The sequence below is a fragment of the Calditrichota bacterium genome (assembly GCA_013112635.1).
GTDB lineage: Bacteria > Calditrichota > Calditrichia > Calditrichales > J004 > JABFGF01.
The window spans coordinates 194,269-215,277 of the sequence record JABFGF010000006.1 but is presented as its reverse complement, the minus strand read 5'-3'; the positions used below and the strand labels follow the sequence as shown (position 1 = coordinate 215,277).

The window sequence follows — 21,009 nt, the reverse complement described above, 5'->3', positions numbered from 1 at the left end:
TCAGTTCCCTTCGACAGGCTCAGGGAACAATATTTAAACAAGAGGATCAATCATGAAAAACGATATTTTAAAAAGACACAAAGATTACCTGTTTCCCAGCGTTGCCAATTATTATAAGGAACCTTTAGCCCTCGATCATGGAGAAGGTTGCTATTTGTTCGATGCAGACGGCAATAAATATCTGGATTTTTTTGGAGGTATTCTTACTGTGAGTGTTGGGCATTGTAACCCAAAAGTTACTTCCAAAATAAAAGAGCAAGTTGATAAACTACAGCATACATCCACTTTGTATCCAACTGAAAATATTGGGAAGCTTGCAGAGAAGTTGGCGCAAATTACACCCGGCAAACTACAAAAAACATTCTTTACTAGCAGCGGCACAGAAGCGGACGAAACTGCTGTTTTTATGGCGCGTCATTTTACAGGCAACCAGGAACTGATTGCTTTGCGGCACGGATACAGCGGCCGTTCCATGCTGGCAATGACTTTAACGGCGCATGCTCCATGGCGTCACGGCGGCGTGCAGGATGCAGGAATTAAACATGCTGTAAATCCATATTGTTACCGTTGCCCTCTTGGATTAGAATATCCATCTTGTGAAATAAAATGTGCCCAGGATATTGAAGAATTGATCATGACAACAACCTCCGGGCAAATTGCAGGGTTTCTGGCAGAACCTATTCAGGGTGTTGGTGGATTTATCACTCCTCCAAAAGAATATTTTGAAGTTGCTGTTCCGATTATCAAAAAATATGGCGGTGTTTTTATAAGTGATGAAGTACAAACAGGATTTGGCCGAACTGGAAAACGCATGTTTGGAATTGAGCATTATGGCGTAGAACCGGATATGATGACCGCTGCAAAAGGCATGGCCAACGGCACACCGATCGGGGCAACAATTGCTCGCACAGATATTGCCGATAGTTTTACAGGATTAACCATTTCCACATTTGGCGGTAATCCGGTTTCTATGGCGGCGGCCCTGGCAACCATAGAAGTTATGGAAGAAGAAAAACTCGCTCAAAATGCGTATGAAATGGGCCAAATACTGCGCGATGGCTTGAATGGCCTAAAAGAAAAATATCCCGCGATTGGTGATGTTCGTGGTATGGGCTTAATGCAGGCGTTGGAATTTGTTGGCGAAAACAAAACCCCCGATCCGGCAACTGTTGGTAAACTTTTTGAAGAAGCAAAAAAACAAAATGTTCTTATTGGTAAGGGCGGACTTCATGGAAATGTTGTGCGGATTGCGCCACCATTGAATATTTCTAAAACTGAGATTGATGAGTTTATCCGTGTTATGGACGCTGCTTTGGCGAAGTGCTAACATAATTATCATGCTGAGTAATAGCGAAGCATCCCAACCGGGAAGGGGATTCTTCGCTTCTCTGCTTTCGCTCAGAATGACACTATAGTATTTGTCATGTTGAGATTTTAAAAGATCTTGTCATTCCTGCAAGCTTTAAGCAGGAATCTTAAAAATAGATTCCCGATTGAAACATTCGGGAATGACAAACATTAGTTCTAAAAATACTGGGAATTCACTTTGGATAAATTCATGCAGGTAGCAATTGAAGAAGCCGAGAAGGGCTTAGAGGAAGGTGGAATTCCCATTGGCTCTGTGCTGGTTTATAAAAATAAAATAATCGGCCGAGGCCACAACCGCCGTATTCAATCGGGCAGCCCAACACTTCATGGAGAAATGGATGCCCTGGAAAATGCCGGAAGACAATCTGCTGAAATATACCGGCAATGCACTCTTTACACCACACTTTCACCCTGCTCAATGTGTTCCGGTGCTATTTTACTCTACAAAATACCAACTGTTATAATCGGTGAAAATAATACCTTTTTGGGTGAAGAAAAATTGCTTAAATCCCGCGGAGTGAATATAAAAGTTCTTCAAGATAAATTGTGCATTGAACTTATAACCAATTTTATTAAAGATAAACCTGAGCTTTGGAATGAAGATATTGGAGTGTAAACTTTAAGCAGGCTTTCTTCGATCCCGACGCGCCGGGATTTCGCATGCTCAACAAGCTCCCCTTCGACATGCTCAGGGTGCAAATTATCGCAGAAGTAACATGCGCCGGCTTTGGTTAAAATTTTCTGTAACCAAAGTATAAATATAAATACCAGAGCTTACATGTTGGAGCAAATTATTTGTCCCATCCCAGGTAATTTCAAAACGCCCTATTCCCAGATCACCCAAAAGAAATTCTTTAATTAGCCTGCCCTGGATATCATGAATCAATATTTTTGGAGAAGTTGCCTTGACCAATTCAAATGGAATGTAGGTGATTGGATTGAACGGATTTGGATAGTTGGACAATAAACTTGTAGATTCGGGCAAGAATTGCTGATCAACAAATTTGATTTCAATTGATGCAACAACTGTGATTTCCGCATTCAATTGTTTAGAACCTGCAAAATCCTCATCCCACAAACGGTAAATGTAAATATCGCCTTCACGGATTTCAAAATCGGTAAAAGTATATGTTTGGCTTTGTGAAGAAGTACCAAGTCCAACTAGATCATCATTATTTCTCCATGAGGCAATCTCATGAAACGGGCCATTATTCTCAGATTTCTCTAAAATAAATCCGGCGTTATCAACTTCAGAGGCTGTTTGCCAGACCAACGCAATTTGGTCCCGAAAATAATTTCCTCTAAATGAAATCAATTCCACAGGCAATGCTGAATCAAAAGTATGTTGTCCTAAATCATCATAACTTTCTGCAAGATCGGACCATTCTGAACTGTTATAAATTGCTACCGGTCCGGTAACGCTGGAACTGCGCTGCAAAGTGCGGTCATTATACAAATTGGAGCCATTACCTATTTGCCCAATTATGTCAAGGTCAGAGCTGTTTTTTCGTAGAACAACCGCATCATTTCCGTTAAAACTTAAACTTCCTGAGGACAAATCTGCAGAACCGGGCCAATTTGTTGCGGATGAATGGGCGATCACAAAAGCATCATTCTGCAAAATTGTTCCCGAAAGGCTAATTGTAGTTCCGGCGCTAGTGCTTCCATTGAAATAGATTTGAATATCATAAATACCTAAATCTACACTGCCACCGGTACCATTATAAATTTCAAGATATTTGTTAGAACCACTGCTTCCCTCTACATATTCAGAAATAAATAAGTCATCTGCAGTTTCACTCGCCTCTCCACTTAATGCAGAGGTTGTTTCAATCGTACCATCCGTCTTATAATTAATATTGGAGGCGCTGTTGGAGTAAGAGTAGATCTTAAAATAATAAGTCGTGTTCGGGTTAAGATTTGTAAAAGAAAAGCTTTTTACACCGTACGATACATTTTTTGCGCCACCACCGTCAGATAAATCTTCGTCATCAGCTTCGCTAGTTGCGTCTGTTGGATCGTTAATCGCTGCAAAATTTACTGTTGAAGCTTTTATCAGATAGAAGTCCGGCAATGTATCGCCAATGGCGTCAGTCCAGGATAAGTTAATTGTTGTTCCTACAGGGCTTGCAGAAAAACTATTTGCGTGATTTGTTGGTTCACCTTTTACGCCGGAACTTCCCCAAATCAAATCCACATATTCCGGATGATCTATAAAAGGATTGCGGTTACCTTGATAGCCAAAAATTTTGTCGTTGCGTATAATTTCCCAATTATCTACCGGGTCTTGTTGGTGCCATGCCTGAAGAACCGAGAGTTTTGCAAAATTAGGTCCGCTGCTGGGAATTGATTCCTGCAATTCAAGATCATAGTTGCCATCATTTTCATAACGGACTTCCATATAAAACATCATTCGTGCAACATCACCTTTTACTTCATCACGAGGTTCCCAGGAGTCAGAATCACTAAAACAACCTGTTGCTTCAGAATGGGCTGTACCGCCATTATCAAAATCCTTATTACTTCTTGAACTATTTATCGAGGCATCGCATGGGCGCAAATGATGAACGTCTGTGTAGGCAGTATCCGATTCATTTGGAAAACCATGTGATTTTGACCAGACATGTTCCCGATTCCAATAGTCACCATCCGGGCCAAGACTGCCGTTAAGGCTTTTGTCCTGGGAACGTCCACTGTAAAGCAAGATTACATTGTTGGCGTTTGTGGTGTCTTCATCTGTGTCCATCAAAATATCCCATACATCGGTAGAAGTTGAAGTGTATGGAAATTTTGTATGATTCTTTATGATTTGATGTAAGGCATTATTTAACGCTACGCCTGTTTTACCGGAAGCACTGTCATAATATCCGGCAGGAATTGAATTAGTCTTTTCGTAATTTCCAGGATAGTTTTGATTTACGGTAAAACCGGGAACAATCAATAAAATAATCCAGGCAGGAAGTAGTTTTTTATATGAAAATTTGTTTAATAGCATTAAAGAAATATCGGCATAAATAATCGGGTAACTAAGAATTTTAAACAAACTGGATTATCACAAAACAGTTGCTGTTTATTTACCTTAAAAGCAACATGCGTTTGCTGAGTGACAAATGATTTGAGGTTAACTTATAGATATATATTCCGGAGCTTACCAGTTGTCCTGAATCATTTTTTCCGTTCCAGGTTGTTTCATAACTACCAGAGTTTAGAAAACCTCTGAAGGCATTTTTTACATGTTTTCCTGAAATGTCAAAAATATCCAGTTGGACTGTTGCGGAAGAAACTAAATCAAAACCAATTTTTGTAGTCGGGTTAAATGGATTTGGAAAATTATTATAAAGTATTGTTGATTTGGGCAAAATATGATTTTTAAATTGGCTGATATTTTTATTCACAGATTCCACATCAATTTCTGCGTTTAATTCACTCGCCCCATCGTAGGATACATCCCAGAGCTGATAACTATATTTTTCATTTAAAAAAATATCACTATCTGTGAAATAGTATTCCCCTCCTATAGACGATGTCCCAAGGCCTACTAAACCATCATCTGTTTTAAACGATGCGATCACTTCAAATTCCGGGCTATTGCCCTCTTTGCGCATAATAATAAATCCAAGATTATTTATTTCTGAGGCTGTTTTCCATGTTAATAAAATCTGTCCATCCCCGAAGTTTGCCAAAAACGAAACCAATTCCACTGGCAAAGATGAATCGGATGTATGCTGACCAAGATCACTGTAGGTAATAGCCAGATCATCCCACTCTGCAGAATCATAAACAGTCACCGGATCGCTCACAGAAGATTTACGCCGCAAGGTTTTATCTTTATAAAGATTGGCCGTTTCACCGACCACACCAATTTTATCCAGGTCAACACTGCTTTCCCTCAGAACTACAACATCATTCCCATTAAATGTTAAATCGTTTGAAGTCTGGTCCGGTGTTCCACCCCAAAATGTAGCAAGTGAATTCGCTATTACAAAAACATCATCATGGGCAACTGTTCCACTAAGGCTAATTGTATTGCCTGCCGAAGAACTGCCATTATAAAAAATCTGAACATCGTAGCCGCTTAAATTTACAGAGCTACCCGTTCCATTATAGATTTCCAGATATTTATTATTGCTTAAACCCTCAATGTATTCTGAAATAAACAGATCTGAAACAGAAGGAGTTGTGCCTGTTGTTGCACTTGCCGTCTGGACTGTGGCATCTGTTTTATAATCGATATTTGCTCCGGAATTAGTGTACGAATAAATCTTGAAATAATAAGTTGTTGTTGCAGATAATCCTGAGAATGAATAGGATTGAGTTCCCTGGCTAACATTAGCCGAGCCTGTTCCATCGGAAAGATCAGCATCGGATGATTCGGCAGTCCCGTCAACTGGATCTGAAATTGCGCCCAATCCCGATGAACTTGCCTTGATTAAATATTTATCCGGCAAAACCGCGCCTGTGGCATCAGTCCAACTCAAATCTATACTTAGCCCATTCCCTGTTGCGCTAAAACTTGTTGGATGATTTGAAGGCTCTGCCTTGATTACAGCGCCACCCCAAATATCCGTTGCATACTCCGGATGATCGATAAATGGATTGCGGTTGTTTTGATAGCTGTAAATTTTTTCGTGACGCTGTTTTTCCCATGCATCGGGTGGATCATCGGCATGCCATTGTAAAAGTACGCTTTCTTTGGCAAGATTTGGCCCACTGGTTGGAATAACCTCAGACATCTCCAAATCATAGTTGCCATCATTTTCATAACGAACAGCCATGTAAAAAATCATTCGCGCCACATCGCCTTTAACTTCATCACGCGGCTCCCAGGAATCACTGTCTGTAAAACAACCTGTTGCCTCAGAATGCTGTGAACCACCATTATCAAAATCTTTGTTGCCACGATCTGAGTTAACAGAAGCATCGGTTGGCCGTAAATGATGCACATCGGTGTAAGCTGTATCGTTTTCACTGGGAAAGCCATGCGATTTTGGCCATGTATGTTCACGGTTCCATGCATCAGGATCATTATTGCCGCTGCTGTTAAAAGTCTTGGCTTGAGAGCGCCCGGTATAAAGCAGGATTACATTGCTGGAATTTGTAGTGTCTTCATCCGTGTCCATTAAAATATCCCAAACATCGGTTGAACCGGATGTGTATGGATAACGTGTATGGTCGTTAATAATATAGTGCAAGGCTGATTTTAAAGAAGTGCCTGTTAAACCGGAAGCACTATCATAATATCCGGCCGGAATAGCACTTGTTTTTTGAGGTGAGTTTTCAAACGAGAAAAGGTATGTACAACTCAACAGCATTAAAAAGAGAGATAGTATCCATGTCATTGGTAGATTCCTTAGAAATAGAAAAGAGAAATCTAAGACTAAAAATAAATATTTGCTGTGATAATTGTACCTGTATTTATCGTCATTTTACCAGGGTTGCCAAATTGGACAGACTGTTTGTCCGAAAAAGTGGCATTTAGCTGTCCTTCTATCCCAATGCTAAATTGATGATGGAAAAAATATTCTCCGCCTGCAAATATGCCTGCCACATAATCAGCGAAAAATTCATCTCCTCTTGAAAGATTTACAAAAGCCGCCACTAACCTGCCCCCAAAATATGGTGAAACATCATCAATGTGCTTGTATTTTTTAAACGCAACTCCGGTCCCAAACCTGGTTTGGCTGTCTTCCACTGAAGCAAGATAAAATGAAGGGGCAACCACAAAACCTTCTGAAGTCCAAATAGGAAGTGAAATATCAAAATGAGAACCTTGTATTACGGCTGTAATTCCAAAACTTCTTTCCTTTTCCGTTTCCTGTGCAAATAAAATTGAATTGAAAACCAGAAGAGTAGTAATTGTTAATATTAAAAAAGATCTTGTTCCTTTCATCTGAAACATTAGCGTAGTCCTATATTAATGGGTTTATTTACATGGAAATATATTGTACAAAATATCTCTCAATTCAAAAGGTACATTGCATGGATTATTAAATAATATCATGTCGCGATGGTATTCTGCATATTTAGTAACAAGATAATATCGATATAATCCATCTTTGTATTTCTGGCCGGAAAGACTTACTTGATGCTGCCCTGCCGGCATTTTCCTATCAATTAAAGTCTCAATAGCAAGCCCGCCTGGTATATTTATTGATCCATTAGCGGAATTACCATTTGGCACAGAATCTTTTGGATTAAGAACTGCAGGGACGACATACATTAAAACATGTGTTGATTGTGGAATTGAAAAGCTAATACTGATAGATGGGGTTGTTGTTTCCAATGGATTTGCAACGCTAAGAATGTTTTGTACCTTATCCCAACCATATGAACTTATTTTATTCTTATTTGAAATACTTAGTTCGGATTCAGTCTTAATATATTCTGGATTTTTCCATTCACCTAAAACATTTCCGTTAAAATCTGTAAAAACTAAGCCCTCAACAACTGGATATCGCCAATCTGGATGGTGTACATTATCCGGTCCGTTTGATGAACTACAGGCCAACAGTAAAAAAAGGAGCGAGTTCAGAATTATCGATTTCATTTTAACTCTATTCCATTTTGGAAGGATTTCTATTTTTTTGGTTTTCGAATGCCATCCCAAACTGTGTCATCAACACTGTTGATAACATTTTGATACCTGGCAATTACAAAGAATAAATCACTTAAACGATTTAAATAAATAATAAGCTGGCCACGGATTTCAATTTCTTCGGCAAGCTTTATAAGCATTCTCTCTGCACGGCGGCAAACTGTACGCGACTGATGTGCATAACAGGCTGCTTCAGATCCACCGGGCAAGATAAATTGTTTTAGTGGTGGCACTTTTTCAGATAGCTTATCAATTGCATTTTCCAGTGCACTAATATGTGTTTCGGAGATATGATCGGTAAACTGATCCAATTTTGCTGCTTTTGGTGTGGCTATTTCTGAACCATAAGTAAACAGTTCATTCTGAATATTTTTTAGAATTGCGTCTACATCATCATCATTATTTTTGTTTCGCAGAAGCCCTAAAAGAGAGTTCAATTCATCCAGTGTTCCGTACATCTCAACACGCAAATGGTTCTTCTTAACGGTTTCACCACCAAATAAAGCAGTTTTCCCTTCGTCACCATAGCCAGTGTAAATTTTCATCTTTCCCCCATAATCATTATTCTTACTCTTGATCATTCTCATAATCTTACTCATTTTAAAAAATGATTTTGAGTAAGAGTATGAGTACGAGAATGCGTTGCACAAAATAAATTTAAAGTAAATGGCAATTAAATTACAATTAAATATCTTTCTTTCTTATATTCAAATCCCAGATAACGTACCCACCAAAAAAAAGTATTATGTCCCAAAAAGCAATTGTTATTTTAGAAGACGGAAGCAAATTCGAAGGATTTGTTTTTGGTTATGCAGGATCAACATCGGGCGAAATTGTTTTTAGTACCGGCATGATCGGCTACACTGAATCATTAACCGATCCATCATTTTATGGTCAAATCCTGACGTTGACATTCCCACTAATCGGCAATTATGGAGTTGGACAAAAATCCGATCAATACCGGCTTAGCCCATTTGAATCAGGAAAAATACAAGCCAAAGCATTGATTGTTTCTGAATACTCGCCACAGTTTGATCACTGGAATGCAGAACAAAGCTTATCCGATTGGATGAAGCAGGAAAAAATCCCGGGAGTTTATGGCATTGACACCCGCTCTTTAACCAAGCACCTCAGGGAAAAAGGTACAATGCTTGGCAAGATTGTGATCGGTGAGAATGATGTTAATTACTATGATCCAAATAAAGAAAACCTGTTAGATAGAATCAGTATCGAATCACCACAATACTATGGTGAAGGAAACAAAACAATTGCACTGCTTGATTGTGGATGTAAAGAATCCATTTTAAAAAATGTTACAGAACATGGTGTTAGGGTTTTACGCTTACCTTGGAATTGGGATGTATCTTCAGAAAAAGTTGATGGATTATTAATCTCCAGCGGCCCGGGTGATCCACAAAACTGTACTGAAATAGTAAATCAGATTAAACAAGCTATAAGCAAAGAGCTGCCAACTTTTGGAATTTGTCTTGGCCATCAGGTAATGGCTATTGCCGCCGGCGCAAATACATATAAGTTGAAATATGGCCATAGAAGCCAAAACCAACCTGTAATTAAAACGGGAACAAACAAGTGTTTTATAACATCACAGAACCATGGATTTGCTGTGGATAATGAATCACTTCCCAAAGATTGGAAACCATTATTTACAAATTTGAATGATGAAACAAATGAAGGTTTGATTCATGAATCAGGCCGGTTTTTCAGTGTTCAGTTCCACCCGGAAGCCGCTCCGGGGCCTTATGACACAACCTTTCTTTTTAATGATTTTTTAAAAATGGTAAAGTGATAAATGGAATATTCTGTATTAATTATTTTTGCTTTTGGAATACTAATCTGGATTTATTTGGATAAAAATAAAAACTCAACAAAAGATTATACTAAATCAGAATTAAAAACTCTTAAAGTTAGAACCGATTTTTTACATGATCCGGATAAAAAACCATCTATTGTGCAGGTTGAATCTTATCTTGAACCAAAAATTTTACCATTATTTATGTATATAAGTGAGCAATTTGAAGACCTTGGTGCTCCCGCTTTATTTTGGCGCGGAAAAGAGAACGGCTGGGTTCTTGGATTAAAAGAAGACGAAACTTGTGGTTCAGTGATTTTGGCAAAAGAAAACCTTGTTGGCCAAACATCTCGAAAAGTTTTTAACACTGAGGGATTTGATTCAAATATTGACTTTATAAAATTCGAGTTAAAAAATGAAAATGATATTGCTGAGTTCTATGAGCAGATAAAATATAATTTTATGTCTAATCTTTAAAGATTTAAAAAAACAATCGGAAAATGATGAATTCTGAAATAAAAAAAGTATTAATCCTTGGCAGCGCGGCCTTAAAAATTGGCGAGGCCGGTGAATTTGATTATTCCGGTAGTCAGGCCATAAAAGCACTTAAAGAAGAAGGTGTTAAAACGGTTCTGATAAACCCTAATATTGCCACAATTCAAACCTCTGAGCATTTGGCTGATAAAGTATATTTTTTACCTGTAAATGTAGAGTTTGTCGAGAAGATCATAAAAAAAGAAAAACCCGATGGTATCTTGCTCAGCTTTGGTGGACAGACAGCCTTAAATACCGGGCTGGAGCTTCATGAAAAAGGCATCCTAAAAGAGAATAATGTTCGGGTTTTAGGAACGCCTGTTCAAACCATTTTGGAAACTGAAGACCGTGACTTGTTTGTAAAACGACTGAATGAGGTTGAGATAAAAAGCGCCCGTAGCGCTGTGGCGACATCAGATGAAGAAGCAAAAAAGATTGCCAATGAAATCGGTTACCCGGTTATGGTTCGTATTGCTTTTGCCCTTGGAGGCCTTGGTTCCGGAATTTGCCGCGATGAAAAAGCTTTGCTTGAAAAATGCCACATGGCTTTCAACCATACCTCCCAAATTTTAATTGAAGAGTATTTACTTGGTTGGAAAGAAGTGGAATATGAGGTTGTTCGAGATAAATATGATAATTGCGTTACCGTCTGTAACATGGAAAATTTTGACCCGATGGGCATCCATACCGGTGAAAGTATTGTTGTTGCACCAAGCCAGACACTGAGCAACCGCGATTATCATCTTTTGCGTGAAGTGGCCATAAAAGCCATAAAACATCTTGGTATCGTTGGGGAATGCAACATCCAATATGCGTACAATCCACATACTGAGGATTACCGGGTTATTGAAGTGAATGCACGATTATCAAGAAGCTCTGCCCTGGCCTCTAAAGCAACAGGTTATCCGCTGGCATTTGTTGCTGCAAAACTGGCACTTGGCTATGGCCTTTTTGAGCTGACTAATGCTGTAACCAAAACGACCAATGCATTTTTTGAACCTGCTTTGGATTATGTGATTGTAAAAATGCCACGCTGGGATTTACGTAAATTTAAAAAGGTTTCTTATCGAATCGGCTCCAGCATGAAATCCGTTGGCGAGGTAATGGCCATTGGCCGCAATTTTGAAGAAGCGCTGCAAAAAGCAATTCGTATGCTGGAAACAGGCCCGGTTGGTTTCGCAGGAAATGATGAAATTAAATTTGATGATCATCTTGATGATGAAATTAGCCAGCCGACAGACTTTCGTTTGTTTGCCATCGCTAATGCCCTGCGCAAGGGATACACGGTGGAAAAAATTCATGAACTCAGCCATATCAATAAATGGTTTTTGCATAAGCTGGCAAATATTATCCAAATTGAGAATGAATTGATTGCTGAGGATGTTAAAAACTATGAACATAATTTTCTTCTTAAAGCCAAGCAATTTGGTTTCTCCGATAAACAAATCGCCAAAATAAAAGATTGTGATGAAAAAATTGTTCGGGATAAAAGGCATAAATTAAATATCCATCCTTTTTTACGGCAGATTGATACACTGGCTGCGGAGTATCCTGCACAAACCAATTATCTCTATCTCACCTACAATGCCATCGAAAATGATGTGCAGAAACATGATGGTGAAACTGTTTTAATTTTAGGATCGGGCGCATACCGGATTGGCAGCTCTGTGGAGTTTGACTGGTGCGCGGTAAATGGCGGACGATCCTTGCGTGAAATGGGTTACAATACAATCATGCTTAATTATAATCCGGAAACTGTTAGTACAGATTATGATGAATTTGACATGCTCATTTTTGATGAGATAAACCTTGAAGCCGTAATTGAGGTTTTCCATCTGCTTTCACCTGCCGGAACAATTATTTCAATGGGTGGCCAGGTACCAAATAATCTTGCTGTTTCATTAGATGAAAATAATATTCCTGTTTTGGGTACTTCTCCAAAATCGATTGATATGGCTGAAAACCGGCGCAAGTTTTCAGATCTACTTGATAGCCTTTCCATTGATCAGCCTGTATGGCAAGAACTCTCTTCCGTTGACCAGGCATTTAAGTTTGCCAAAGAGGCCGGATATCCTGTCCTTGTTAGACCATCCTATGTTTTAAGTGGTGCCGCAATGGCAGTTGCTTCTAATCCGGATGAGCTTGAAAACTTCCTTCAAAAAGCTGTAGAAATTTCTCCAGATCATCCAACAGTAATTAGCAAATTTTATGAAAATGCCAAGGAGATCGAATTTGATGCGGTAGCAAAAGATGGAAATATCATGGCCTATGCCATCTCGGAACATGTGGAAAATGCAGGTGTGCATTCAGGAGATGCAACGTTGGTTTTTCCGCCTCAACGAACATATCTTGAAACCATGCGCCGCATACGCTTGATTGCAAAAAAAATTGCCGGTGAATTAAAAATAACCGGGCCATTTAATATGCAGGTTCTTGCAAAAAACAACCAGGTAAAAGTAATTGAATGCAATGTACGGGCCTCCCGCAGTTTTCCGTTTGTCTCTAAAATAATTAAAAAGAACTTTATTGGATTGGCAACGCGGGCAATAATGAAAGATAATGTTGAACGAATGGATTCATCCTTTTTTGAATTTGATTATGTCGGTGTAAAAGCGCCACAGTTTTCCTTCACCAGATTGGAAGGAGCTGATCCGGTTTCCGGGGTTGAAATGGCTTCGACGGGAGAAGTTGGCTGCCTGGGCGAAGACTTTCATGAAGCTTATTTGAAATCGCTGATATCCGTGGGTTACAGGTTCCCGATTAAAAGTATACTTGTATCATCCGGGACAATTGAATCCAAAGCAGAGTTGCTTGAATCAATGCGCATTTTTCGTGATTTGGGTGTTCAGTTTTTCGCGACTGGCGGAACAGCCAAATTTATGAGCGCTAATGGATTTGATGTTCAATTACTTCACTGGCCTCTTGAGGATAAAAAACCTAATGCCATCGATTATATTAAGGGTGGTTTGATTGACATGGTTATCAATATTCCAAAGAACTACCAAAAAGATGAGTTAACAAACGGTTATCATATTCGTCGTGCAGCTGCGGATTTTAATACCATGCTTATTACCAACCGCCAGCTTGTTATGCGCCTTGCAGAGGCATTAGCAAAATATGATTCACATGACCTGCAAATAAAAAGCTGGAACGAATATTCGCATTAACATTTTTTGATTTTAGGATTAAATTAGACTAAAAAAAAAGAGAGGGTAAATAATTCGTCCTTTAAAGGAGGGGAGGTTTGGAGGCTCTTGCATTAAACTCACTTTTTAAAGGAGCAGTTTTAGTTGAATTATTTATTCCCTCTCAACCAACGACCTAACTCACTACATTTACATGCATTTTTTATGCCAAATCTGCAGTTACTCGTCGACCCGCTTAAACACTGCTTTTATAAAAATGAAACATGATTAATAATGGTAAAATTGTCGAGATTTAAAACACCTTTGTGTTGAGAATAAGGACATCGGATAAGATGCAAGAGCAAAGATTATAGAATAAAGATATTAGATATTATCTTAAAAATAATGTGTTAGGGTAAATAGATTCTTAATGCTACTTTCAATCTTGTATCACTCCCAGGTTGTGCCCTCTCGTGAATCTTTTAGAGTTATATCAAGTTCGGTAAGTTTATTGCGTATTTCATCTGCCAAAGCAAAATTCTTTTCTGCCCGGAGTTGAGCACGTAAACTAATTAATAGCTGCATGACACCTTCCATTTTTTCAGATGATGTATCATCTTGCTCAAACGAATCGGGTATTAATCCCAGCACGTCACCAAACAACGCTTCAATAGTATGCACTAATTTTTCGTGAGTTGGATTTGAAATTCTTGATGGATCATTTTCCAGCCAGGGATTGATTTTTTTTACAAAATCAAAGGTTGCTGCTATTGCTCGTGGGCTGTTAAAATCATCATCCATAGCTTCACGAAAGGATTTTTCATATAAAGAAATCTCTTTATCAAAATTCTCATCGGGGCTTTCTAAACCAGGTTTTATTGCAAAAACTTTTGCCATAGCAGAGTAAATTTTCTGCAGGCCTTTTTCAGCTGCCTGTAAGGCTGTATCACTAAATTCCAATGTGGCGCCATAATGGCTTGTTAAAATAAAGAAGCGAATAGCCATGGGTGAGTATGCCTGTAAAGCTTTTTTAAGGGTTGTAAAATTTCCCAGGGATTTGCCCATTTTAACCCCGTCAACATTTACCATATTATTATGCATCCAGTATTTAACAAATGGCTTACCATTGGCCGCTTCACTTTGGGCAATTTCAGATTCATGATGCGGGAATTTATTTTCCATACCACCGCCATGAATATCAAATGTTTCACCTAAATACTTATTGGACATGCATGAGCACTCCAGGTGCCAACCAGGATATCCTTTTCCCCACGGGCTATTCCAGCGCATTATATGGGTTGGATCTGCCTTTTTCCAAAGTGCAAAATCAGCCGCATTACGTTTTTCGCTTTGTACTTCAACCCGGTGGCCTTCCTTCATTTCATCAACAGTCCGGCCGGATAATTTGCCATATTCTTTGAATTTTTCTACTTCATAATAGACATTTCCGTTTGCCTCGTAGGCATAACCCTTTTTGATCAAAGTCTCAATCATTTCAACTTGCTCCGGAATATGACCTGAAGCGCGTGGTGAAATGTCTGGCCGTAACACATTTAGAACGTCCATATCCTCGAAGTAGCTGCGTGTATAGTTTTCCACAACTTCCATCGGCTCAAGGCGTTCCAAGCGCGCCTGCTCTGCAATTTTATCTTCACCTTCATCCGCATCACTTTGCAGATGTCCTACATCAGTAATATTTTGCACATAGCGAACTTTGTAACCAAGGTATCTGAAATAACGCACAACAATATCAAAACTGATGCAGCTTTTTGCATGACCAAGATGCGAATCACTATAAACTGTTGGGCCGCAGACGTAAATGCCCACAAAGCCTGGATTTATAGGTTGAAATTTTTCTTTCTTACGGGAAAGTGAATTGTAAATAACAAGATTATTTTCTTTTAACTTCATAATTATATCGCATCCTGAACAATTTTTTCGATTAATTCTTCAAACGGGTATCCTGCTTCTTTTGCCGCTTTTGGAAACAAACTCGTTGAGGTCATACCAGGTAAAGTATTGGCTTCTAAAATATGTAATCGATTTTCTTTACTGACTATAAAATCAATCCGCGTATAACCACTACAGCCAAGCAATTTATACATTTTACAGGCATATTCCTGAATTAAGTTTGTTGATTTATGATCCAGTTGTGCCGGCACTTCATAACTGCTCATACCCGGCGTATATTTGCACTCATAGTCATACATTTCATGAGTTGGTTTTATATGCACCAAAGGTAAAGGTTTTCCGTCTAAAACTCCCGCTGCAATTTCTTTTCCGGAAATGAATTCTTCAATTAAAACTTTCTCACCATATTCAAAAGCAAATTTAATAGCTGTTTGAATTTTTGCATTGTCGGCAAGAATTGTATGTCCAAGGGAAGAGCCACCATCTGCAGGTTTTACTATTACTGGAAAACTTAGTCCGCTTAAATCGAATTCATCAGTTTCATTTTTGATAGTCACAAAATTTGCGGTCGGTAAGCCATTTTGCAGAAGTAACATTTTTGAAATCTCTTTATCCATAGATTGCATACATGCCATACTGCCAGAACCTGTAAATTTAATATTTAAGGTTTCCAATAAAGTCTGGATTACCCCATTTTCACCATCACCACCATGCAATCCATTAAAAACCAAATCCACGTCGAGTTGCTTTAGTAAAAAAATATTGCCGTATAAACCAGACTCTTTTTCTAAGATTTTTCCTTCATCTAAACTGATATTCAAATCAGTAAGAAGCTGCTTGGTTGGCAAAGAAGGATCTATTTCCAAAACTTGATGGCCATTAATCCTTAGCGCTTCTGCAATATTTTTTCCAGAATCAAGAGAAACATCTCGCTCAGGGGAACTTCCGCCTAAAAGTACTGCTATTTTCATATAATTAGATTTCTATTTAAAACTGTATTGCCCTGATTGGTTAATGATAATTTTCGGAAGTTTATGTTTTTTTTCAAAATAATCAAAACCATCTTTTAGATTAGCCCAAAATATTTTGTGTTTATCATTAAAACTTCTATTTATTTTCTCAAGGTTTATTTGCGACATTTTTGCCGGATATATATGAACCGGTATTTTACTTTGCCCGCTATTTTTTGAATAGACTGCTATTACATAAAGTTCTTTGATTAATGCGTTGGTAATTGGAATACATCCGATTGTGACACAATCACCATGAATAAAAATATCTCCACCTAAGTTGTTGTTTTTATTCAGAATTCTATCAGCATTGTTTGGATAGTTTATCCCTAATGATAAATGAAAAATGCTATGAGGATTAAATCTGTTTAAGTGATAAAATCCCTCAGGAATCTGAAAATCCCCTTGTTTTGTTTTGGGGCCAAGGACTCCTGAAGTAGAGCAAAACTTATAGGATTTAATTTGGCAAAAGGTATCAACTTTGCTTGATTTAGCCCACAACTCAATTTTCTGCTCAGATTTGAATACTCTTAAAAATATTTTTTGTGCCGGGAAACCAACACCCTTTGATTTAAACAAAGTATCAATATTTTTCAGGCTTTGATCGATTGCCTGTCTGACACGTGGATACTTTTTTTGTTGTTCCAAAAATCCAGTATCAATGATATTAACATTTAAGATAATCAAACAAACAGCAACTCTAATCATTGTTTAATAAACTTTTTGTAATCCATTCAGAATATTCAATTATCCTACTTCTTACTTTTATTCGCCCAGCTATCACGCAGGCCAACTGTTTTGTTGAAAACCGGTTTGCCCTTTTCCGAATCAACAGAATCTACACAAAAATAGCCCTGTCTTAAAAACTGAAAGTACATTCCAGAAAGAGCATCTTTTAAACCAGGCTCAGCTTTAGCAGTTATTACCTGCAAAGAATCAGGATTTATTGATTTCTCCAACTCTTCCTTATCAGGTTCGGGAGAAGTAAAAAGATGATCATACAGGCGAATCTCTGCATCGTATGCATGTTCAACGGAAACCCAATGCAAAGTGCCTTTTACTTTACGGCCGTCATCGGACCATCCACCACGAGTGGCAGGATCATATGTGCAACGTATTTCTTCAATTTCACCATTCTCATTTTTTATTACATCAGTACAAGTGATGTAATAAGCATGTTTCAGACGTACTTCTTTACCTGGAGATAACCTGAAATATTTTCGGGGAGCATCTTCCATAAAATCCGCGCGCTCAATATAAATTTCTCTTGAAAATGGAATTGTTCGTTTTCCGGCACTTTCATCTTCCGGATTATTAACAGCTTCCAACTCTTCTGTTTTACCTTCCGAATAATTTTCAATCACCACTTTTACAGGATCCAGGACAGCCATCACACGCAGAGCCCGTTTGTTTAAATCTTCACGTAAACTGGCATAAAGTTGCGCAATATCGACAAGGCTATTTGCTTTGGCTACACCAACGCCATCACTAAAACTGCGCAAAGCTTCCGATGTATAACCGCGTCTTCGCAGGCCAGCAATTGTTGGCATACGTGGATCGTCCCATCCGGAAACATGACCATCCTGTACAAGTTTGAGCAGCTTGCGTTTACTCATCACTGTGTAAGATAAGTTTAGCCGGGCAAATTCAATTTGTCGAGATGGATGGATTCCAAGTTGCTCCACAAACCAATTGTACAAAGGACGATGATCTTCAAATTCCAGGGTACACAAAGAATGGCTAATGCCCTCTATAGAATCGGATTGACCATGAGCCCAATCATACATTGGGTAAACACACCATTTATCGCCAGTGCGGTGATGATGGGCTTTTAATATCCGGTACATAACCGGATCACGCATATTCAAATTTGGTGAAGACATATCAATTTTAGCCCGAAGAACTTTGGAGCCTTCATCAAGTTCACCATTGGTCATTTTTTTAAATAGATCCAGGTTTTCATCTATTGTGCGGTCACGATAAGGGCTATTTTTTCCGGGTTTGGTAAGCGTTCCCCTATACTCCCTAATTTGATCAGCATTTAAATCTTCAACATATGCTTTACCGGCTTTGATAAGTTGTATGGCATATTCATGAAGCTGATCAAAGTAATCTGAAGCATAATACTCTCGATCGCCCCAATCAAAACCAAGCCATTTTACGTCTCTCTTAATAGCACGTACATATTCATCTTCTTCTTTAATTGGATTTGTATCATCAAAGCGCAGGTTGCAAACTGTTTCATAAGATTCTGCCAAACCAAAATTAAGGCAGATGGATTTTGCATGACCAATATGTAAGTATCCGTTTGGTTCCGGTGGAAAGCGTGTTAAAACTTTTTGATATTTTCCAGCCTTCAAATCTTCATCAATAAATGTGCGGATAAAGTTTGAAGGGGATTTTGTTTCATCATTTTTGTTTTTTGATTCTTCCATTTCAATCTCTAATTTATGTTAATTCAATTCTGTTATTATAGGATATTATTTAGAATTTATATTCTATTAATCCTTTAAACATATTTTGATATTGCCTGGTTTACAAAGCTAATTACCTTTTCTTTTCCAAAAACATCAATCACAAACGGTAAGTCAGGACCGGAGATAACACCCGTTAAAGCCACGCGTACCGGCTTCCATAATAACGGACCTTTTATACCCTGCTCCTTTTGTATTTCTTTCATGATGGGTTTAAAAGATTCGGAATTCAGTGAATCCAATCCATTTACTTTTTCTTGGAATGTACTTAAAACAGTTTTCGCTGTTTCCTCTTTTAAAATCTCAAGGGCTTCCTGTTCTTCAATTTCAAGCGTATCATTTATAAATATTTTAGCAGCCGTTTTAACATCAGTTGCTTTGTCGATCCGTTTTTGAACGGCCTGGCAAATTTTCAATAACTTAATTTGATCTGAAGTATCAACACCAGCTTCTTTTAAGAATGGTGCTAAAAAACCTACCAATTTGCTTTCATCCAACTCCCTGATATAATATCCGTTCATCCATTCCAATTTGGTAATATCAAAAACAGCCCCGGCTTTATTTACGTGTTCTAGCGAAAACTCATTAACCAATTCATCCATGGAAAAAAGTTCCTGATCAGATTTATCTCCCGGACTCCAGCCAAGCAGAGCTACAAAATTTACCAATGCCTCCGGCAAAAATCCTTTTGATCGATAATCTTCAACCGCTACATCACCCTGCCGTTTGCTTAATTTGGATCGATCAGCGTTCAGCAAAAGAGGCAAATGGGCAAACTGAGGTAAATCCCATCCAAGAAACTGATAGAGTAAAACATGTTTTGGAGTACTCGGCAGCCATTCTTCACCACGGATAACATGACTAATTTTCATAAGATGATCATCAACCACATTTGCCATGTGATAGGTTGGGTAACCATCGCTTTTTAAAATTACCTGATCATCTAATACTTCATTTTGAAAACGAACCTCACCACGGACAATATCATTAACTATTGTCTCTCCATCCTGAGGAACACGCAACCGGATAACGTATGATTCTGTTTTCATGCGCTCCAAAGCTTTATCTTTAGGATAATCTCGGTAACGGCCATCATATTTAGGATCCTGACCATCGGCAATTTGCTGCTCACGCATTTGTTCCAGTTCTTCCGCTGTTGCAAAACAGGGATATGCTTTGCCTTCATCTATCAATTGTTGTACATATTTTTTGTAAATAGTCAATCTTTCAGATTGCCTGTATGGTCCTAAATCCCCTTTATTATGTATACTTTCATCAAACTCAATCCCAGACCAATCCATTGTTTCAAATAGGTTTTCAATAGCACCTTCCACAAAACGAGCCTGGTCAGTATCCTCAATTCTCAAAACACAAGTACCATTATTTTTTCGCGCAAAAAGATAATTATATAACGCAGTCCTTAAACTTCCGATATGAACAAATCCGGTTGGACTCGGGGCAAATCTTACACGTACATCAGGCATTTTTCTTAACCCTTTTTTTTATAAAAAATTTATAGATAATAAAACCACCGACCAATAAAACAGTCAAAGCAATAACAATTTGATTATAGCGACTGACTATATCTGTAATACTTTCCCAGTTAACACCCAACATATAACCGGCATACATCAAAATACCATTCCAGATTAAAGCACTAAAAGTGGCCAGAACTAAAACCCAAAGCCAGTTTAGTTTGAATATTCCGGCAAACAAAGAAATGACACTGCGCGTTCCACTTAAAAACCTATTTGCAAAAATTACCCAGTAACCATATTTAGCAAACCAGACTTCAATTTTTTCCATACGGTCAAATCCAAAAATTTTGGCTCGTTTTTTACTGGAGATAAATTCCTTACCAAGTTTAGAACCTATCATATACATAGTAAAAAAACCAAGTACACTGCCTAAAGTTGTGGAAAGCCAAACGCCAGTAAAACTAAGTTTACCGGTTGTAATTAAGTAAGCACCAATTACAGTTACGGTGTCCCCGGGAATAGGAGGAAATGTATTCTCAACAAATGCGCTCGCAAAAAGAATAAGATAAGCCAAAAATGGATCGACTTGGGAGATAACGTTTTCAATATACTCGATCATATTTTGTAAATTGCCCGTTTTAGTTTATAATTAAAAAGACCTTCAAGGTAAAAAGTACAACCTTGAAGGTCAATGTGTATTAAAT

The 21,009-nt window shown here is 38.3% G+C and carries 16 protein-coding genes; 5 read left to right on the top strand and 11 right to left on the bottom strand.

Features of this window, described 5'->3' with window-relative positions:
- Positions 1–52 precede the first annotated feature (52 nt).
- Together HND50_16205 and HND50_16200 are read left to right on the top strand one after the other, a co-directional pair.
- The gene (locus HND50_16205) at positions 53–1,327 is read left to right on the top strand and encodes an aspartate aminotransferase family protein (protein ID NOG46786.1); all 1,275 of its coding nucleotides are present in this window, start codon (positions 53–55) and stop codon (positions 1,325–1,327) included.
- 219 nt (positions 1,328–1,546) lie between these two features.
- Complete coding sequence (locus tag HND50_16200; GenBank protein NOG46785.1) at positions 1,547–1,984, top strand: nucleoside deaminase; 438 nt, start codon at positions 1,547–1,549, stop codon at positions 1,982–1,984.
- Positions 1,985–2,068: 84 nt separating this feature from the next.
- Here HND50_16200 and HND50_16195 read toward each other — a convergent pair whose 3' ends face one another.
- From HND50_16195 to HND50_16175, 5 genes are read right to left on the bottom strand one after another with little or no spacing between them, the layout of a single operon-like run.
- Positions 2,069–4,411, bottom strand: coding sequence for a T9SS type A sorting domain-containing protein (locus HND50_16195; protein ID NOG46784.1), 2,343 nt, complete (start codon positions 4,409–4,411; stop codon positions 2,069–2,071).
- A 31-nt stretch (positions 4,412–4,442) separates the two neighbouring features.
- Positions 4,443–6,707: a T9SS type A sorting domain-containing protein gene (locus tag HND50_16190; GenBank protein ID NOG46783.1), complete on the bottom strand. Its 2,265-nt coding sequence runs from the start codon at positions 6,705–6,707 to the stop codon at positions 4,443–4,445.
- A 38-nt stretch (positions 6,708–6,745) separates the two neighbouring features.
- Positions 6,746–7,267 carry a hypothetical protein gene (locus HND50_16185; GenBank protein ID NOG46782.1) on the bottom strand — a complete coding sequence of 174 codons (522 nt, stop codon included), beginning with the start codon at positions 7,265–7,267 and terminating at the stop codon, positions 6,746–6,748.
- 24 nt (positions 7,268–7,291) lie between these two features.
- Positions 7,292–7,915, bottom strand: coding sequence for a hypothetical protein (locus tag HND50_16180; protein ID NOG46781.1), 624 nt, complete (start codon positions 7,913–7,915; stop codon positions 7,292–7,294).
- Positions 7,916–7,944: 29 nt separating this feature from the next.
- Positions 7,945–8,508, bottom strand: a complete 564-nt coding sequence (locus tag HND50_16175) for a cob(I)yrinic acid a,c-diamide adenosyltransferase (GenBank protein NOG46780.1) — start codon at positions 8,506–8,508, stop codon at positions 7,945–7,947.
- Positions 8,509–8,708: 200 nt separating this feature from the next.
- Here HND50_16175 and carA point away from each other — a divergent pair, with 200 nt between their 5' ends.
- From carA to carB, 3 genes are read left to right on the top strand one after another with little or no spacing between them, the layout of a single operon-like run.
- On the top strand, positions 8,709–9,770 hold the full coding sequence (gene carA, locus HND50_16170) for a glutamine-hydrolyzing carbamoyl-phosphate synthase small subunit (protein ID NOG46779.1): 1,062 nt from the start codon (positions 8,709–8,711) through the stop codon (positions 9,768–9,770).
- 3 nt (positions 9,771–9,773) lie between these two features.
- Positions 9,774–10,250, top strand: coding sequence for a hypothetical protein (locus tag HND50_16165; GenBank protein NOG46778.1), 477 nt, complete (start codon positions 9,774–9,776; stop codon positions 10,248–10,250).
- A gap of 26 nt (positions 10,251–10,276) precedes the next feature.
- Positions 10,277–13,474, top strand: coding sequence for a carbamoyl-phosphate synthase (glutamine-hydrolyzing) large subunit (gene carB, locus HND50_16160; GenBank protein NOG46777.1), 3,198 nt, complete (start codon positions 10,277–10,279; stop codon positions 13,472–13,474).
- A 408-nt stretch (positions 13,475–13,882) separates the two neighbouring features.
- Here carB and HND50_16155 read toward each other — a convergent pair whose 3' ends face one another.
- From HND50_16155 to HND50_16130, 6 genes are all read right to left on the bottom strand, one after another.
- A complete protein-coding gene (locus HND50_16155) occupies positions 13,883–15,343 on the bottom strand; it encodes a cysteine--tRNA ligase (GenBank protein NOG46776.1) in 1,461 nt (486 codons plus the stop codon).
- 2 nt (positions 15,344–15,345) lie between these two features.
- Entirely contained in the window at positions 15,346–16,314 is a 969-nt protein-coding gene (locus HND50_16150; protein ID NOG46775.1) for a D-alanine--D-alanine ligase, read from the bottom strand.
- A gap of 12 nt (positions 16,315–16,326) precedes the next feature.
- Positions 16,327–17,061: a hypothetical protein gene (locus HND50_16145; protein ID NOG46774.1), complete on the bottom strand. Its 735-nt coding sequence runs from the start codon at positions 17,059–17,061 to the stop codon at positions 16,327–16,329.
- Between the two features lie 44 nt (positions 17,062–17,105).
- A complete protein-coding gene (locus HND50_16140) occupies positions 17,106–18,788 on the bottom strand; it encodes a glutamine--tRNA ligase/YqeY domain fusion protein (GenBank protein ID NOG46773.1) in 1,683 nt (560 codons plus the stop codon).
- A gap of 74 nt (positions 18,789–18,862) precedes the next feature.
- Complete coding sequence (locus HND50_16135) at positions 18,863–20,311, bottom strand: glutamate--tRNA ligase (GenBank protein NOG46772.1); 1,449 nt, start codon at positions 20,309–20,311, stop codon at positions 18,863–18,865.
- The gene (locus HND50_16130) at positions 20,304–20,924 is read right to left on the bottom strand and encodes a DedA family protein (GenBank protein ID NOG46771.1); all 621 of its coding nucleotides are present in this window, start codon (positions 20,922–20,924) and stop codon (positions 20,304–20,306) included. Before HND50_16130 ends, HND50_16135 begins: the two co-directional genes overlap by 8 nt.
- Positions 20,925–21,009 lie beyond the last annotated feature (85 nt).

What these genes read in the sequence shown, in the direction of transcription:
- HND50_16140 (NOG46773.1), bottom strand. Translation starts at nt 18,788, where the DNA reads ATGGAAGAATCAAAAAACAAAAATGATGAAACAAAATCCCCTTCAAAC.
- carB (NOG46777.1), top strand. Translation starts at nt 10,277, where the DNA reads ATGAATTCTGAAATAAAAAAAGTATTAATCCTTGGCAGCGCGGCCTTA.
- HND50_16185 (NOG46782.1), bottom strand. Translation starts at nt 7,267, where the DNA reads ATGTTTCAGATGAAAGGAACAAGATCTTTTTTAATATTAACAATTACT.
- HND50_16155 (NOG46776.1), bottom strand. Translation starts at nt 15,343, where the DNA reads ATGAAGTTAAAAGAAAATAATCTTGTTATTTACAATTCACTTTCCCGT.
- HND50_16150 (NOG46775.1), bottom strand. Translation starts at nt 16,314, where the DNA reads ATGAAAATAGCAGTACTTTTAGGCGGAAGTTCCCCTGAGCGAGATGTT.
- HND50_16175 (NOG46780.1), bottom strand. Translation starts at nt 8,508, where the DNA reads ATGAAAATTTACACTGGCTATGGTGACGAAGGGAAAACTGCTTTATTT.
- HND50_16165 (NOG46778.1), top strand. Translation starts at nt 9,774, where the DNA reads ATGGAATATTCTGTATTAATTATTTTTGCTTTTGGAATACTAATCTGG.
- HND50_16145 (NOG46774.1), bottom strand. Translation starts at nt 17,061, where the DNA reads ATGATTAGAGTTGCTGTTTGTTTGATTATCTTAAATGTTAATATCATT.
- HND50_16190 (NOG46783.1), bottom strand. Translation starts at nt 6,707, where the DNA reads ATGACATGGATACTATCTCTCTTTTTAATGCTGTTGAGTTGTACATAC.
- HND50_16205 (NOG46786.1), top strand. Translation starts at nt 53, where the DNA reads ATGAAAAACGATATTTTAAAAAGACACAAAGATTACCTGTTTCCCAGC.
- HND50_16135 (NOG46772.1), bottom strand. Translation starts at nt 20,311, where the DNA reads ATGCCTGATGTACGTGTAAGATTTGCCCCGAGTCCAACCGGATTTGTT.
- carA (NOG46779.1), top strand. Translation starts at nt 8,709, where the DNA reads ATGTCCCAAAAAGCAATTGTTATTTTAGAAGACGGAAGCAAATTCGAA.
- HND50_16180 (NOG46781.1), bottom strand. Translation starts at nt 7,915, where the DNA reads ATGAAATCGATAATTCTGAACTCGCTCCTTTTTTTACTGTTGGCCTGT.
- HND50_16130 (NOG46771.1), bottom strand. Translation starts at nt 20,924, where the DNA reads ATGATCGAGTATATTGAAAACGTTATCTCCCAAGTCGATCCATTTTTG.